General features: G+C 69.6%; 12 protein-coding genes. 7 read left to right on the top strand and 5 right to left on the bottom strand.

Annotated elements, in window-relative coordinates; all coding sequences use genetic code 11:
- Nucleotides 1-863 precede the first annotated feature (863 nt).
- From pstS to BUC15_RS05730, 7 genes are all read left to right on the top strand, one after another.
- Nucleotides 864-1,958, top strand: coding sequence for a phosphate ABC transporter substrate-binding protein PstS (gene pstS, locus BUC15_RS05700; protein ID WP_073186572.1), 1,095 nt, complete (start codon nt 864-866; stop codon nt 1,956-1,958).
- Between the two features lie 92 nt (nt 1,959-2,050).
- On the top strand, nt 2,051-3,034 hold the full coding sequence (gene pstC, locus BUC15_RS05705) for a phosphate ABC transporter permease subunit PstC (RefSeq protein WP_073186573.1): 984 nt from the start codon (nt 2,051-2,053) through the stop codon (nt 3,032-3,034).
- Complete coding sequence (pstA, locus tag BUC15_RS05710; RefSeq protein ID WP_073186574.1) at nt 3,034-4,113, top strand: phosphate ABC transporter permease PstA; 1,080 nt, start codon at nt 3,034-3,036, stop codon at nt 4,111-4,113. The genes pstC and pstA overlap by 1 nt, the downstream gene beginning before the upstream one ends.
- Before the next feature lie 18 nt (nt 4,114-4,131).
- A complete protein-coding gene (pstB, locus tag BUC15_RS05715; RefSeq protein WP_073186575.1) occupies nt 4,132-4,911 on the top strand; it encodes a phosphate ABC transporter ATP-binding protein PstB in 780 nt (259 codons plus the stop codon).
- Nucleotides 4,912-5,081: 170 nt separating this feature from the next.
- Complete coding sequence (locus BUC15_RS05720; protein ID WP_073186576.1) at nt 5,082-5,474, top strand: hypothetical protein; 393 nt, start codon at nt 5,082-5,084, stop codon at nt 5,472-5,474.
- Between the two features lie 109 nt (nt 5,475-5,583).
- Nucleotides 5,584-6,471, top strand: a complete 888-nt coding sequence (locus BUC15_RS05725) for a metallophosphoesterase family protein (RefSeq protein WP_073186577.1) — start codon at nt 5,584-5,586, stop codon at nt 6,469-6,471.
- A gap of 133 nt (nt 6,472-6,604) precedes the next feature.
- Nucleotides 6,605-7,234, top strand: a complete 630-nt coding sequence (locus BUC15_RS05730; protein WP_073186578.1) for a DUF1707 SHOCT-like domain-containing protein — start codon at nt 6,605-6,607, stop codon at nt 7,232-7,234.
- Nucleotides 7,235-7,244: 10 nt separating this feature from the next.
- Here the strand turns inward: BUC15_RS05730 and BUC15_RS05735 are convergent, their stop codons facing one another.
- The 5 genes from BUC15_RS05735 to BUC15_RS05755 all read right to left on the bottom strand — a co-directional run bounded on the left by BUC15_RS05735 (nt 7,245) and on the right by BUC15_RS05755 (nt 15,941).
- Entirely contained in the window at nt 7,245-7,853 is a 609-nt protein-coding gene (locus BUC15_RS05735) for a protealysin inhibitor emfourin (protein ID WP_073186579.1), read from the bottom strand.
- 171 nt (nt 7,854-8,024) lie between these two features.
- A complete protein-coding gene (locus tag BUC15_RS05740; protein ID WP_084189390.1) occupies nt 8,025-9,152 on the bottom strand; it encodes a TIGR02679 domain-containing protein in 1,128 nt (375 codons plus the stop codon).
- Nucleotides 9,149-13,294, bottom strand: a complete 4,146-nt coding sequence (locus BUC15_RS05745; RefSeq protein WP_073186580.1) for an SbcC/MukB-like Walker B domain-containing protein — start codon at nt 13,292-13,294, stop codon at nt 9,149-9,151. The genes BUC15_RS05740 and BUC15_RS05745 overlap by 4 nt, the downstream gene beginning before the upstream one ends.
- A complete protein-coding gene (locus tag BUC15_RS05750; protein WP_084189391.1) occupies nt 13,291-14,448 on the bottom strand; it encodes a DUF2398 family protein in 1,158 nt (385 codons plus the stop codon). Before BUC15_RS05750 ends, BUC15_RS05745 begins: the two co-directional genes overlap by 4 nt.
- The gene (locus BUC15_RS05755; RefSeq protein ID WP_073186581.1) at nt 14,445-15,941 is read right to left on the bottom strand and encodes a DUF2397 domain-containing protein; all 1,497 of its coding nucleotides are present in this window, start codon (nt 15,939-15,941) and stop codon (nt 14,445-14,447) included. Before BUC15_RS05755 ends, BUC15_RS05750 begins: the two co-directional genes overlap by 4 nt.
- Nucleotides 15,942-16,006: the final 65 nt, after the last annotated feature.

Raw genomic sequence — 16,006 nt, forward strand, 5'->3', positions numbered from 1 at the left:
AGCCGGACGCCGCGCTGGTTGAGCCGGGCCGTGACCCGGGTCGGTCCCCCGAAAATCGACCATTGGTCGATTCTGGTGTGTCTGGGGTCGAGTATCGGCCACTGCCCCACCCCAAAGACCCGGCCCAGTCCCAGACCGTGCACAAATCTCTGTATGCGTCGAGGCAGACCCACATACCGACCGCCTCCACACATACAGAGATCTATGCACAGCCCCGACCGCCAGACGGCCAGACCGAGCGTCGGCTGACCGGTCCCCGCGCTGGTCGAACCGGACCCCGCGCTGGTTGAGCCGGACCCCGCGCTGGTTGAGCCGGGCCGTGAGCTTGCGAACGCCCGTGACGAAACCACCCCGCAACCGGCAAGCAAACCTCGCCCCCGCCCCAACCCCGTGCACAAATCTCTCTATACGTCGAGGCCGCCCCATATACCGACCGCCTCCACACATACAGAGATCTATGCACAGCCCCGACCGCCAGACGGCCAGACCGACACCCGCGGCCCGGCTGCGAGCCTTTGAACTGCCTTCCCCGTCACCAGGGATATCCCTCGTCACCAGCGATCTTCACCCGATACCAGCGCAATGTCTCGTCACCAGCAGTACTTCGCTGGTGACCAGCGTTATCTCAGGTGACGGCGTCAGGACGCTGGTCGCTGGTGACGAGCGTGATCGCTGGTGACGAGCGTGATCGCTGGTGTCCGGATCTGCTGGGGCAACACTCGTCAGTCGTTCACCTTGTGTTAACCCGACGGGGCCGTTCGCGTTACTTTCCGCGCATACCGTCCGATGTGTTGCCGGTTAGCCCGGCCCGGGTTCCGCCTGAAATCCGGCACACTCCAACCGTTTCGGAAGGTTTCCACCGAATGAAGATTCGTCTTACCGCCGCTCTCGGCCTCTCCGCCGTGCTGCTGTTCTCCGCCTGCGCGGCAAACGAGACCCCCGCCGACACCGCCACCGGCAGCTCCGAGGCCAGCGCCCCGACGTCGACCCTCGAAGGCACGCTGTCCGGCAAGGGCGCCTCGTCCGCCAAGGTCGCCCAGGAGACCTGGGTCGCCGCATTCCAGACCGCCAACCCGGGCGTGACCGTCAACTACTCCCCCGACGGCTCCGGTGCCGGCCGCGAGGCCTTCATCGCCGGCGGCGCCGACTTCGCCGGCTCGGACCGTGCGCTGAAGATCGAAGAGAACACCGTCGGTGCGTTCGTCGGATGTGCCGCCGAGTCGGCCGCGATCAACGTTCCGATCTACGTCTCGCCCATCGCGGTCATCTTCAACATCGAGGGCGTCACCGACCTTAACCTCACCCCCGAGGTCCTCGCCGGGATCTTCCATGGCGACATCACCAACTGGAACGACCCGGCCATCGCCGCGCTCAACCCCGACGCGACGCTGCCGGATCTCGCGATCACCGCCGTGCACCGCTCGGACGAGTCCGGCACGACCGAGAACTTCACCGATTACCTGCACGTCGCCGCGGCTGGCGTGTGGACCGACGAGCCTTCGCAGGAATGGCCCGTCGCCGGGGGTGAGGCCGCCAAGGGCACCTCCGGTGTCGTCGCCGCCGTCACCAACGGCACCGGCACCATCGGCTACGCCGATGCTTCACAGGCCGGCACCGCGAGCATCGCCAAGGTCGGCCCCGAGGGCAAGTTCGAGGCCCCGACCGAAGAGGCCGCGGCCACGGCCGTCGAGAACTCCCCCGTGGAGGAGGGCCGCGAAGCCAACGACATCGCAATCGCGCTCGACCGCCAGGCCGAGGGCTACCCGATCGTGCTCGTCTCCTACGGCATCGCGTGCAGCGAGTACAAGGACGCGGCTAAGGGTGAGCTCGTGAGCGCCTACCTCAGCTACGTGGTGTCGGAGGAGGGTCAGCAGGCCGCCGCCGCATCGGCCGGTTCGGCTCCGCTCTCGGCAACCCTCCGTGACAAGGTCGTCGCCGCGGTCGACTCGATCAAGTGACCCACCCTTCCTGACCCACTGCGACGCGCCCCCCACCCGGTGGGCGCGTCGTGGCGGGTCGGGAAACGCCGACAGCCCCAGGAGAATTGCCCATGACCACCGACACCAGAGAGCCGAGAGTAGATGAGCCGTCATCGGCTCCGACCTCGCTCCTTCGTGATCGCCGCCGTTTCGGAGACAGCCTTTTCAAGGGCGTCGCGACCGGATCCGGCACCCTGATCCTCATCATCCTCGCCGCGGTGGCCACCTTCCTTGTCGGGCTGTCCATCCCGGCGCTGACGGCACCGGGCGACGAACTGCCCTACGGCCCCTTCTGGAGCTGGGTGTTTCCCTACGCGGCCGGAACCGTGTGGGCCGCCGCGTTGGCCATGCTGTTCGCGGTACCCGTCGCGATCGGTGTCGCCCTGTTCATCACGCACTTCGCCCCTCGCCGTCTGGCGCAGGGACTCGGCTACATCATCGATCTGCTCGCCGCCGTCCCTTCGGTCGTCTTCGGCCTCTGGGGTATCAACGTGCTGGCGCCCATGGTGCAGCCCATCTACGGCTGGTTGAACTCGACGGTCGGCTCCTGGCCCGTGTTCTCCCTGATCTTCGGCGGGCAGGTCTCCGGCACCGGCCGCACGATCCTGACGGTCGCTCTGGTGCTGGCGGTCATGTGCCTGCCCATCATCACGGCAGTCACCCGAGAGGTGTTCCTGCAGACGCCGAGGCTCCACGAGGAGGCGTCACTGGCGCTCGGTGCGACCCGTTGGGAGATGATCCGCCAAGCCGTCCTGCCGTTCGGCACCCCCGGCCTCGTGTCGGCCTGCATGCTCGGCCTGGGCCGGGCGCTCGGCGAGACGATGGCCGTGGCTATGGTGCTGTCCCCCGGTGCCGGGTTCCATTTTCAGCTGCTCACCTCGTCGAACCCGAACTCGATCGCCGCGAACATCGCGTTGCAGTTCCCTGAGGCGTTCGGCCTCGGCAGGAACCAGTTGATCGCATCCGGTCTCGTCCTGTTCGTGATCACCCTCATCGTCAACATGGCCGCCCGCGCGATCGTCGCACGCCGCGCCGAGTTCTCTGGAGCCAACTGATGCATGGCACGATCTCGTCTGCGCAGAAACCGCGCAACATCCTGACGTCGGCGCAACTGCCCAAGTACACCTCGATCGCGATGCTGGTTGCGTCCATGGCCGTCGCGTTCGGGGTCCTGGCGCTGTTCGAATCCGCGACCGGCCTGATGGGGGTGCTACTCGGCTCCCTGATCTACCTTGTCAGCAACTATGCGCTGTCGGCCTCCGTCGAAGGGCCGAGGAAGGCCAAGGACCGGCTGGCGCTCAACATCGTCACCGCCTTCTTCATCCTGGCCCTCTTCCCCCTCGTCTCGGTGATCTGGGGCACGCTGAGCAAAGGCATCGCGAGGTTCGACGGCGAGTTCTTCGGCTCGTCGATGCGCAACATCGTCGGTGAGGGCGGCGGCGCCGTCCACGCGATCTGGGGCACCCTGATCATCACCGGCCTGGCCACCCTGATCTCGGTCCCGATCGGCATCCTGACCGCCATCTTCCTCGTTGAGTACGGCGGCAGCGGGAAGGCCGCGACACTGGCCCGCCTGATCCGCTTCCTTGTCGATGTCATGACGGGTATCCCCTCGATCGTCGCTGGCCTCTTCGCGTACACGATCTTCTCGATCCTCATGGGCCCTGGCACCAACAACGGTCTCTCAGGCGCTTCCGCTCTCTCGGTGCTGATGATCCCGACGGTGGTTCGCTCAACCGAGGAGATGCTGCGCCTGGTGCCCAATGAGCTGCGGGAGGCCTCGTACGCGCTCGGCGTCCCGAAGTACCGCACCATCTGGAAGATCGTCCTGCCCACGTCGATCGCGGGCATCGTCACCGGCGTGGTGCTGGGCATCGCCCGCGTCATCGGTGAGACGGCCCCGCTGCTAGTCACCGCCGGCATCACCGCTTCGATGAACCTGAACCCGCTGGCCAACCCAATGGCCACGCTGCCGGTGTTCGTCTACTACGAGTACACGACGCCGGGTGCCGACCCGACGCCATACATCGACCGCGCCTGGTCCGGCGCGCTGACCCTCATCATCATCGTCATGGGACTGAACCTGATCGGGCGCCTGATCGCCTGGAAGTTCGCTCCCAAGGCCGGCCGCTGACCGTAGAGAAGGAAACAAATGTCCAAGCGCATCGAGATCAAGGATCTCAACATCTACTACGGCAAGTTCCATGCCGTCAAGGACGTCAACATGGTGATCGAGCCCCGCTCGGTTACGGCGTTCATCGGCTCCTCCGGCTGCGGCAAGTCGACGGTGCTTCGGTCGCTGAACCGCATGCACGAGGTCATCCCCGGCGCCTACTGCGAGGGCAGTGTGCTGCTCGACGGCGTCGACCTGTATGACCAGGCCGTCGACCCGGTGCGCGTCCGCCGACACGTCGGCATGGTGTTCCAGCGCCCCAACCCGTTCCCGACGATGAGCATCAAGGAAAATGTGCTCGCCGGCGTCCGGTTGAACAAGGCGCGCCTCACGCGCGCCGAGGGCGACGAGATCGTCGAGAAGTCGCTCAAGGGCGCCAACCTGTGGAACGAGGTCAAGGACCGCCTCGACCGCCCCGGGTCGGGCCTGTCGGGCGGCCAGCAGCAGCGGCTGTGCATCGCGCGGGCGATCGCGGTCGCCCCTGACGTGCTGCTGATGGACGAGCCGTGCTCGGCGCTCGACCCGATCTCGACGCTGGCGATCGAGGACCTGATCAAGGAACTCAAGGAGACCTACACGGTCGTGATCGTGACGCACAACATGCAGCAGGCGGCGCGGGTGTCGGACCAGACGGCGTTCTTCAACTTGAAGGAGCACGGGAAGCCGGGCGAGTTGATCGAGATCGGCTCGACCGAGAAGATCTTCCACAACCCGGATCAGAAGGCCACCGAGGACTACATCACCGGTCGCTTCGGCTGATCGGGGGCATGCGGGAGGACGGGGCTGTCGGGAGACGGCCCCGAATCCTTTTCAGGAAACGCTCCGATCCGTTCATCACCGGTCAACCTGACGCGCGGCTACAGTGAAATCAGGGTCTGCGACGACCGTTCCCGGGCATCGGCAGCCCCGTTCGACAGGAAGGGTCTCCCATGTCCGGATTCAAGACGCAGTTGAGCCGACTCACACGACTCCCCTGGTGCTGCCGACCGCCTGCCGCCCCGTCCGGGCTGACGGCGACACCGGGAGGTGGCAGCGCGGAGGTCCAGGTCACCTGGGACCCGCTGGCCGCGTCGGCATCCGTGGCGCACTATCGGGTCTACCGGCGCAAGACCACCGGGCAGTTCGACCTGCTGGCAGTTGTCACGGCCGATGCTTTGGGGCTGCTGGAGCCGGGCAGGCTCGGGGTCGTCGACGCCCCCGATTACTGGCCCTGGCCGTCCGGTGGCGATCCCTCGGCAGAGCGGTGCTACGCGGTGTCGGCGGTGTCGACCCGTGGGTTGGAAGGGCCGATGTCCGGGCTCGCCTGCGCTTTGCCGCTGTGAGCTCGGGCCCGATTCCACGACCGTCGGCTGATTCACCGATGCCCACACCACCACAGACCTATGATCGAAAAGACCCCGGAATGAATGGTGGTGATCCCCTGTGAAAACGATGACGCGTCTGTCGGAGGCCTACCGGGACGCCCGCGTCGAGCTGATCGACGACACCTCCCGATATGTCATCATGAGCGACTGCCACCGCGGCGACGGCTCGAAGTCCGACGAGTTCTTGAAGAACAAGAACTCGTTCACCGCCGCGATGGACTACTACTGGCGAAACGGCTTCACCTACGTGGAGGCCGGCGACGGCGACGAACTCTGGGAGCACGAGTACAAGCACATCATCAGGGCCAACCGCGCCGTGTGGGAACAGCTGCTCCACTTCCACCACGCCGGCAGGCACATCCGGATGTGGGGCAACCACGACATCGTGCTGGGCGACCCCAAGTTCGTCCGCGATCACCTGTGGAGCGCGAAGGACCCGAGCACCGGCGTGGTTGAGCCATTCTTCGACGGTTTGGAGCCGGTGGAGGCGGTCGTGTTCCGACACAAGGAGACCGGCCAGGACATCCTGCTGGTACACGGGCATCAAGGTGATCTGCCCAACGACCAGGCATGGAAGTTCAGCCGCTTCATGATGCGCGCGTTCTGGAGGTACGCCCACGCCTTCGGGTTCCACAGCCCCACCAGCCCCGTGGCCAACTCGGACAAGCGGCACAAGGTCGAGCGCAACTACGTCAAATGGATCCGCCAGAACCAGATGGCGCTGATCTGCGGCCACACCCACCGCGAGCGGTTCCCCCGTGAGAACGCGATGCCCTATTTCAACTCCGGCAGTTGCGTCTATCCGTCACACATCACCGCGCTGGAGATCACCGGAGGCACGATCGCGCTCGTCCGCTGGCGTGTCGATCCGAACGAGGACGCGCTCCTGCAGGTCACCCGCCGGGTGGTGGCCGGTCCCGAGCCGCTGTCGAAGTTCGACCTCCGACTCCCATGAACCGGTCGCATGTCAGCTGGAGGCTTCACAGCGACTGCCCGTGGTCTTCGTGGGTGCCCAACTGACCACAGGACCGGTGCCGGCGAAATGAACACCGCCCCAGGCCTCCCCTCGATCGCGGTAACCTCCCGGCGTGGACTTTCGCGATCTGCCTGACGGACGCCTGCGGGTTACGGCCCAGCAGCGTGATCATGCCGCCGCCATCCTCCGGGAGGCGGTGGTGGACGGTCGGTTGAACGTCGATGAGCTGAACGCTCGGCTCCCCACCGCCCTCAACGCCTTCACCCGCGAGGACCTCTACCGGATCCTCGACGACCTGGTTCCCTCGGCGGCGCTGCCCGCCGTGGTCGCGGAGCAGGTCCCCCTGGGCGACGGACCGGGGATGCGGTGGGAGAACCCGCTGCTGATCCGCTCTGGATGGTCGGGTCACGCCCAGGAGGGCGCATGGGACCTGCCGCCGTTCGTGGAGATCCTCGGCACCGGTTGGGGACGCGTCAAGCTGGACTGCACCCGCGCCCGGCCGCTCGCGCGGGTCATCGACATCGTGATCACCGGCAACCCGTCGGTGACCGTCATCGTTCCCGACGGCTGGGGGGTTGACGCGCAGCAGCTGAACGTCAGCGGGCAGTCCGGCACGATCAGCTCCATGGTGCCCACGCGCCCGATGGGCGACCTCCCGCGCCTGATCCTTCGGGGAAGCACGACGATGGCGGTGAAGGTGCGCAACCCGAGCCGTCTGGAGCGAGCGATCACGTCCGGCTGAAGCGTCGGATTCAGGCCAGCAGGTTGCCAACTTCGGGGAACAACGGAGGAGTCCGGGCATCCACCCACGCCGCCAACGCGTGGAAGGCCTCGATGTCGTCCGCGTCGATGCCGTCGCCCCGGGTCACCTGGTGGGCGCGCCTGCCGACCGCGATCCAGAGCCGCGACGTGATTCCGTCGGCGACTGGAGACTCGAGCAGGAAGTTGGGGACGTCGAAGAAGTTGGCCTCGGCGATCAGGCGGCGCAGCTCCTCCTCATCGGCCTCCGGGAGCTGGTAGCTGTCGGTTTCGTAGGACGTGGAGCGTCCGCCGATGCCACCAGAGACCGAGTAACGCACCCTGATTTCGGTGTCGACAATGACGCGCTTGCGGGCCCGACGTACGTTGCCGTGGTGGTCGGCGCGGTAGGTGAAGCCATCACTGAGCCGGATGAGGTACCCCGGCGTGACCACTTCGGCGCACGCCTCGTCGTCCTCGGGGAGGCCAAGGCAGGAGTCGGGCCAGTCCCTTGCCTCCATTGCTCCCAGCGCTACGCCCTCGGCGGGCACCCGTAGCAGGTTGGCGGCGTTCTCGATGGCGGCTGACAGGGCGACGAGGGCGGGGTGATCAACGGCGTTCATGGCGCGCTCCTAGGTAGGGGTGGGACGCTTCCCGGTTAGGCCTGACGCTAACTACTTGCCTCCGACAAGGGAAGAGAGGCCCGCAAACGACGGCCGTGCTCCGGCCAAGCCGACGACGACCACCTGGAGACAGGCTCGCCGGTCGCTTCGAAACAACACAGTGCCAAGCTGTCAATCGACCGGGGCGAGATCAACGAGCAGTTCGTCGAGGATCTCCTCCTCGTACCGGTCAAAGCCCTCAGGCATCCGCCACGTCCGGGCACCTGAGAGCCGGAGCAGCCGCTCGACGATGCCCCAGCCGACGGTGTCGCCGTCGGCCCTGACCCTCAGCGTGGCCGCGGGGGCAAGCGCGGAGAGGAGCCGCATAGTAGCCAGGTTGGGTTGGCCGAAGGTGCACACCAGCGGGCGGCTCGCCGTACCGTAGCGATCGGCGGCTGCTTCGACGATCGCCGGGTTTTCGCACACGAACACGTCCGGCACCTCGTCAGACAGCGTCAACGGTTGCGCAGACAGGGCGCGCAGCGTCAGCCACACAGGCTCACCCCGGACCGCCGCCAACGAGGCAGCGGGGCCGCTCCCGGTGAGGGGGAGGTTGAGCACCAACACCTGCGAGGACACGCCGTCGCACACCACGCCACCGGACTCCCAGGCCCGGTGCCAGGCTGCGGCATCGCCGACCGGATCGATCCAGCCACCGGCGTCCGCCGCACGCGCTGCGAGCAACCGGGCGACCGCCCGTCCAAGACCATGGGTGCGGTCGAGCGCGTGCGCGTCGCGGAACAGGCTGGCAGCCAGCACGGGTAGCCGTACCGCCGGCTCTTCGGCGCCCGAGCGCGCATCCAGATACCTCACAACCACCGTGATCTGCTCTGCGCGACCGGCCCACGAGTCGGCGCCCACCAGGCAGCGCTCCAGCACTCCCCCGTCGATGTCGCCGCCCAGGTCGCGGAGCACGTCGAGCCCGCGGCCCCGGTCGTCGCGCCTCGCCTCGAAGGCCTCGCGGCGCTCGGCTCGGAGGTCCCGCAACGGACCGCCGAGCAGGACCAGGAGCTCCTCCAGCGTCGTGTGGTGGCGCGCCAGTTCGGCTCGCAGGCCGGAGACCCTGATCGGCTCCCCCGACGCCGCCCATGCCGCTCCGAGCATCCGGCCCACCTGACGCCGCTCGTCGGCGGTCAGTTCCACCTCCATCCTCGCCCGCGGACCCAGCCGCCCGGACTCGCCGCGGGCCCGCGCCACCGCCAGCACCTTGGCGGGGCCGGGCTCCTTGGCCCAGGCCACGATATGGTCCGGCACGCTCACAGCAACGACTCCTGTCCGGTGTCGGCACTCGACTGGTCGACGTCGAGCCAGGACAGCGGCAGCTCGATGGCCTCCAGGGATCCCCCGGCCCAGAGCTCGAGGGTCAGGTCGGCCCCCGGCAGCGGCGCCGGGGCCCTCACCACCTGATAAATCGCCGCGGCGGGGACCACGTGGACGTTGACGAGCCGGCCCGGCCCGGCGAGCAGCACGTCGAGGTCGAACTGGCGCAGCAGATTCATCACCATGGAGCGGTTCGCCGCGTCCAGCCCGTCGAAGGCCTCGTCGAGCCAGATCGGGCGGGGGGCGGTGGGCATGTCCTGATACAGGGCAGCGAGTGTGGCCACCAACGGCAGCATCAGCATCACGGCCCGGGCGCCGCCGGACATCTCCGCGAAACTGCGGGCTGTCAACGGGCTCCAAGAGCCGCCGACGCCGATGCGCCGTTCGAGGGTGATGTCGTACCAGCCGCGGTAGTCGAGCTGCTGGGCCAGCGCGTCGTGCCAGTCCGCCTGGCCCTCGTTGACGGCTTGGCGCTTGGCCTCATCCACCCGGTTGCGCAGGAACTCCCTCACCTGCGCCTGCACCTCCGGGTCCAGCAGCCCGGATCCCGCGACGGCGTCGAGCACCGCGCGGTGCTGGCCGGGCTCGAACCGGATCTTCATGGCGGTACCGCTCGTGGTGGTGGAGTGCTCCCCCAGCACCTTGTTGATGTGGCCCACGAGCGTCCTCGCCGTGCCGATCCGCTCCCGCATGTGCTCGAGGAAGGTGGAGCCGAGGAGTTCGTCCAATGTCTCCTGCACTCGCGCGTCGTAGGCGCTCTCCAACGTCGCGACAGTGGACGCGAGGTGATCCACCGCCTCGTGCAGCGGCAGCACCGCACCGTTGGAGTTGACGGTGACGTCGATCCGGATCAGGTCGTCGGCGGGTTCGAGTTTGAGGGCGCGCCCGCCCTGCTCGAGCTCCGCGTTCACCTCTCGCGCGCGGCCCTCCAACGTGGAGCGCAGGCGTTGGAGCTCCTGCGCGTTCGCGTCGGCCCGCTCCGGGCCATCCTCCCACCGTCGCGGGGTGACGGATCGGCGCACGGCCGCCACCTGGGCGCGCACGTTCTCGATCGCGGACGAGCCCGGTTCCGGCAACTCGAGCCGCAGATGGGCGGCGACGCCGCGGTCCACCAGCGAACGGAACTCGGCGAACGCGGCGTCTCGTTCCCGCGTCGCGACGTCGCGCTCCACCTCCAGGTTCTGCAGCCGCTCCCGCGCGGCTCCGAGCCGCACCGACTGCGCGACCCGCTCACCGCCCAGCACCTCCCGATCCCTCGTCGCTGACGCGGACTCACGCCGCAGTTCCTCCAGCCGCTCGAGGACCCGCGTGTCGTCAGCCCCGATGGCAGCCCGCAGCTCCTGGGCGGTCCGCCGGGCCGCGCCGAGCACACGCTCGGACTCGCTGAGCGCGACGGCGAGCGTCGCCTCATCTTGGTCCGCCGCGAGGCGCCTGGCCGCGGACTCCTCCGAGAGCCGTTCCGCTAAGCTCAGCAGGTCCTGGTCGTGGCGCAGCCGGTCCAGACCGCGCTCGACGGCGTGCAACGTCTCCCGGACCCCGTCGAGCCCGCCGGCGGTGGCCGGGAGCCTCGCCTCGCCCACATGGCGGAGGTGATCGGCGTGCCGGGCGTCGGCATCGGCCCGCGCCGCCCGGCCCAGCTCGACGGCGCGCTCGGCCTCGTCCCTCGCCTCCTCGGCGATCCGGTGCCGTTCAGCGGCCCGGTCCAGGGTGCGCCGGAGCTCGGCATCCTTGGGTGCTCGCCCCAACGCGTCGACGAGCACGTGGAGTGCCGCGGCGGCGGCATCGGCGCTCGCCCGGTGCCTCTCGGCCTCGTGCTCGCGCAGCGTCCGCTCATGCGCGAGGTCCGCCAGCCGACGTCGGCGACTCGACTCGCGGGCCGCCTCGCCCAACCACTCGGCCTCGACGCTCGTCGGCGCCGCCGCGCCGGTGAGGCCCGAACTGCGCCACCGTCCGTCGACGGCGACGGCCAACCCCGCCTGCGGCAGCGGCTCACCCGCACCCCGCAGGGCGACGCCATCGAGGACGCGCTGGGCAGCCGCGGACAGGTCCCCCGCATCGTCGGCGACGCTCAGCACTGCGCTGAGGCGGCGCCCGTCGCCGGGATCGTCCGGGGCGGTGGCGAACGTGTCGAGTCCGTGGGCGCCGGACGGGTCCACCCACGCATCGAGCAGCCCGGCGGCAGACAGCGCCGCCTCCACGTGGGCGAGGTCACGCCCGGCGAGCCCGGACGGGTTGACCAGCCGCCAGAACGGCGCGCCGGGCACAGCGTCGCGTTCGCGGCGTTGCCACAGCGACGGTGCCGACGGTGGGAGCACGCCCGCCGTCTCCAAGGTGGCGATCTCGTGCGCCAGCCGGCTGGCCTCTCGGCGGGCCAGCTCGGCGGCCTCGTCGGCGGCCCGTCGCTCCTCCTGCCGGGCGGCGTGCCGGGGGTCGTACCAGTCGCCGCGGATGCGCTCCGCGAGCGTCGGGGCCGCGAGGTCGGCGACCGATCGCGGCAGGCCCGCCCGCCAGGCGGCTGTCTCGGGGCGGGGGTCGAGCCCGGAGGCCCACGACGTGAGCGCCTCGGCCACCGCGTCGTGCTCGGCCTCGGCCTCCTGCCACGTCCGCTCGGCGGAGGCCTTGTAGTCGGCGGCCTTTGACAGGAGCCCAGCGGCCGCCTCCTCCGCCCAGGTCGCCTTGACACCGGCCTGGTCGGCGGTGCGCTGCAGCTCGGCCGCGCGCGCCACGTGGCGTCGCCGTTCGACGACCCGCTGGGCCAGCCGGTCGGCGTCCACGTCGCCAGCAACGGGGAGTCCTGCTCCCTCCGCCGTCTGCCGGACGGCGTCGAGCGAGCGTGCAACGGCGGCCCGCCGGTCCTCGACCTCGCTCCGGTGGGCGTCGTCGTCGGCCGCCGCGTCCCGCGCTCGGTTGCGTGCCTGCGTCAGTCCGCTTGCGGCCTCACGCTGGCGCGTCTGCGCGGCGGCGAGCGCATCGTCAGCCCGGCGGGCGGCATCGATCCGCCCCCGCGCCTCCCCGAAAGCCGCGGAGCGCTGCAGCTCGTCCGCGGCCGCAGCGGACGCCTCGGCCCTCAGCCTGGCCTCGTCCTCACGCCGTTCCAGGTCTTCGACCGCCGCCTCAGCCTCCCCCAGCGTGGCGCGTGCCGATTCCTCGTCGCGCCGGACCTTGTCGAACTTCGTCCGGCGATCGGCAGCATCGTCCGCGGTCAGCCTGAGCCGCGCCCCCAGCCAGGAGCTCCACGGCGACGCGGCGAAGCGGGCGACGGTCGCGGCCGCCTCCTGCGTGCGTTGCAGGTCGTGGCGGATCTGGTCGAGCTGGTCCCAGCCCTGGGCGAGCTGGTGGATCTCGCTGCGGCGCAGCTCCGGCAGCGAGGAGCGCAAGTGGTCGGTGACGAACCGCACGTCCAGGTGGGCGCCCAGCTTCGGCGTGCGAGTCACCTTAAGGATCTTCCCGACGATGTCCAGCTTGTCCACAGTGCTGCCCAGCAGCCTCTCGGCCACCTCGGCCTTGTAGGCCAGGCCCGACGGGTGAGCGGTGAAGCCGGGCGCGTCGATGGCCTTGGGCTGCTGCACCTCACGGCCGGCGGTGAGGCGGAGACCGTCTCGGACCCGGCTGCCGCGGGCGGTGCACCACTCGAGGGTGACCCGCGGGGTCGCGCTGCGGGCCGACGCGTACAGCAGCGTGGTGAAGAAGTCCTCCTCGCCCTCGATGACCCGGCCGTACTCCACCCACAGCCAGCCGTGGAAGAACGACGCGCTCGCGTCGCGGCGATCCCCGTCGGCTCCGGTGGGCTTGACGTAGTACGAGAACTGCTTGCCGGAGCGGCCGAGGGTGTCGATCTTGTCGCTGGAGGTGTCGGCCAGCCAGGGGATGAGCGTGGTCAGCGCCATCAGCGACGACTTGCCGGTCTCGTTACGGCCCATCAGCTGGGCCCAGCCGTCGGCGTACCAGTACTCAGCCGCCTCGAACTCCCACAGATTGACCACCCCGGCGCGGAGCGGCTGCCAGCGCTCGCGGTGCGGTTGCGGGAGACCACCTGTGACGGCCGCGTCGCGCCATGCTCTGAGTTCGTCGTCGATGCTCATCGATCCTCCGGAAAGAGCGGCGTGGGCGCCGCGGCTGGCTGGGCTAGGTCGGCGCCGCGGAAGCGCCCGGCCAACGGGGTCAGCTGCCAGGCGCCGTCGGGCTGAACCCGCAGGAGCCCGAGATCCCGTAGCCGCGCCTCGGCGGCGCTGAGCACCAGGTCGGGCAAGTCCTGCATCGCCTTCGTCAGGTACCTACCCTGCGAGGCATGCAGCTCGCGCGCGAGGCCGGCCACCCGATCCTGCGGGCAGGTGGGCGTGCCACCGTCCGTGACTCGGGCCACGTCGTCGAGGAGGCGGAGCGCCACCCAATCCCTGGCGGTCGCCGACGGGAAGTCGAGGTAGACAGACGCCGGCAGCTCCCGGTCTGCGGGCAGCACCAGGAGGATCAGGTCTGAGCGGATCTCCACCGTGCCACCTGTCATCTCCCCCGCCAGGGACGCGAGTCGGGTCCGTTGTCCCCACAGGTACTGCTGCTCGTCCTCGGGCAGCTCATCGACGAGGATGCCTTGGGTTTCGACGAGCTGACGCAGCAGCCTCGCACCGCGGGAGTCCTCGGCCGAGTGGCCACGCCCGGCCAGCGCCAAGTCGACGTCGTCGGTGCTGATCAGCAGCGTGAGGGCGTCGCGGTGCAGGACGAGGCCCGCGCCGATCCCCTCCGCGCCACGCTCCCACTCCTCAATGAGACGGTCGTCTGTGCGCCGCTCCAGCACGCCATGAGCCACGAGCCGGTCCACGGCACTAACCAGTTCCTGACGGTGTGAGCGCAGGTTGGGGTCGTACGGGGGTCCCCCGACCGAGGCGGTGCTGAGGTGCACGTCGTCGGAGAGGTCCTGCAGCGTGACGCTGTCCTCGCGGCGGTCGTCCAGGCAGGCGGCGGCGTACAGGGTGAGCAGCAGCTCGAATCTCGACGGCGGGTCCCCGACCGGGACAGCCACCGTTGCGTCTATCGGGACCCGGCGCAGCCGGTAGCACTGGTCGATGTGGGCGAGCCGGTAGCCCAGCCGCGCGCACCACGTGGCGAGGGTCTGGGCGTGCCGGTGGACGAGCGCGTAGAGCGGCGCATCCGACCAGGGCGTGACGGTCTGGTTCGCCAGGAGCCCGACGAAGGCGCGCTGCTGGTCCGCGTCGTAGACCCGCAGCATGGACTCGGTCACGGCCCGAACTCCACGAGCGCGTCTGGGAGGACGAGGCGGCCGTCGGGGGTGTTGAGCACCGCCGAACCGGGGCGGGGATGGAGCACGAGCCGCCAGCGGCCGTCGGCGCTCACCGCGCTGCTGGGCCCACCGGGCGTCCGCTGATCGCGGGCGGCGGAGATGAGAGCGAGGAGGAGCACGGACTCTGTGGCGGTGAGATCGGCCCAGTGGCTGAGGGCCGTGCCCGAGCGTGCGGTCAGCGACGCCGCGGCGCGTTCCAGGTCCGCCTGCTCGCGCAGCGCCAGCCGTCGGGCCTCCACCCGTGCCGCGGCGTTGTCGACGATCTGCGCGGGGCGCCCGGCGAGGGAACGGGAGGCCTGCGCCCGCAGCCGTCGGGAGATTACGGCCGGCGGGGCCTCCCAGGCCGAGACCCGCGGACCGTTGGACACCTCGGGGGTGGTGAGGGTGAAGTGGCGGGCCGGGAACAGACCGGTGGCCGTGCACCACAGGCGCCACGCTTCCACGCCGTCCGGCGCGCGCTCCATCGCCGACGCCAGCCTCAGCAGGTCCGCCTTCCGGGACACGGTGCCGCCGACGGCGAGCAGGGTGCGGTGGCTGCGCAGCACGGGGGCGACTGCGTCGCGGATCCGTCGGCGCAGCCGCTGGGCCTGCGGCTCCGTGCCGGCGAACCAGGTGCCGACCGTCGTGACGGCCCTTCGCATCTCCGTCACCGTCGTCGCAAGGGATGACTCCGGGGCGTCGGATCCCAGCCGGGCCAGCGCCATCGCCCGCCAGGTGTCGTCGGCGATCTCGCCCAGCCGCGGAAGGGATCCCAAGATCGCGTCGCTCCAGGCGTCCACGCCGGATCCCCACGCCTCCACGTACGCGAGGATCGTCTCCAGCAGCCGTTGGATCTTCTGCTCCGTCGGGGATCCGCCCAGTGCCGCGGCCAGCCGGGACTGCCACTCGGAGGCGGCGGCGCCCATGGCGTCGAGCGTCGTCTGGGCCTGGGCCAACTCCTTGCTGGCCGCGGCGGGGTCGCCGGCGTCGATCGCGGCCAGCGTCGCGTTCAGACGCTCGGTCAGCGAGGCGGGTGCGAGCAGCACAGCCGTCGACGACGGACCGAGCTCCGCCTCCACCCGACGCACCGCCGCGTTGAACGCCGAACCGGCCTCGGTGAGCTGGTAGCGGAAGCGGTTGCGGAGGAAGTCCTGCTGGGTCTCGGCGTGATCCTGCCATGACTCGCACGTGCCCCATTCGACGAGCTGGCGCATTCGCGCTTCAAGGGCGAACTCCGCCATCAGCTCGCCGGTCCGCTCGTCGGGCAACCGACGCCGGATCAGCACGCTGAGCTCATCGAACCCGACCCCGGTGAGCGAGACGTGGCGTTCGTCGTCGAGGATGTCGACGATGAGGCGGTACTGCTTAGCCAGGGGCCCCGTGAGATAGGCAGCCGCGGTGGACTGCCCCGGCAGGGGCAGCAGTGCCCAGGCGCTCGGCGACTCCTCCGTCATACTCACCTCTCCACGACACCCTACGGGTTGACTAGGACAGAGGTTATCGTCCCCCCACACGCCGC

Origin of the sequence: Tessaracoccus bendigoensis DSM 12906 (assembly GCF_900141915.1) — a bacterium.
GTDB lineage: Bacteria > Actinomycetota > Actinomycetes > Propionibacteriales > Propionibacteriaceae > Arachnia > Arachnia bendigoensis.

Bases quoted from the DNA above. Each gene is read 5' to 3' on its own strand.
- pstS (WP_073186572.1), top strand. From the start codon at position 864: ATGAAGATTCGTCTTACCGCCGCTCTCGGCCTCTCCGCCGTGCTGCTG.
- pstC (WP_073186573.1), top strand. From the start codon at position 2,051: ATGACCACCGACACCAGAGAGCCGAGAGTAGATGAGCCGTCATCGGCT.
- pstA (WP_073186574.1), top strand. From the start codon at position 3,034: ATGCATGGCACGATCTCGTCTGCGCAGAAACCGCGCAACATCCTGACG.
- pstB (WP_073186575.1), top strand. From the start codon at position 4,132: ATGTCCAAGCGCATCGAGATCAAGGATCTCAACATCTACTACGGCAAG.
- BUC15_RS05720 (WP_073186576.1), top strand. From the start codon at position 5,082: ATGTCCGGATTCAAGACGCAGTTGAGCCGACTCACACGACTCCCCTGG.
- BUC15_RS05725 (WP_073186577.1), top strand. From the start codon at position 5,584: ATGACGCGTCTGTCGGAGGCCTACCGGGACGCCCGCGTCGAGCTGATC.
- BUC15_RS05735 (WP_073186579.1), bottom strand. From the start codon at position 7,853: ATGAACGCCGTTGATCACCCCGCCCTCGTCGCCCTGTCAGCCGCCATC.
- BUC15_RS05745 (WP_073186580.1), bottom strand. From the start codon at position 13,294: ATGAGCATCGACGACGAACTCAGAGCATGGCGCGACGCGGCCGTCACA.
- BUC15_RS05755 (WP_073186581.1), bottom strand. From the start codon at position 15,941: ATGACGGAGGAGTCGCCGAGCGCCTGGGCACTGCTGCCCCTGCCGGGG.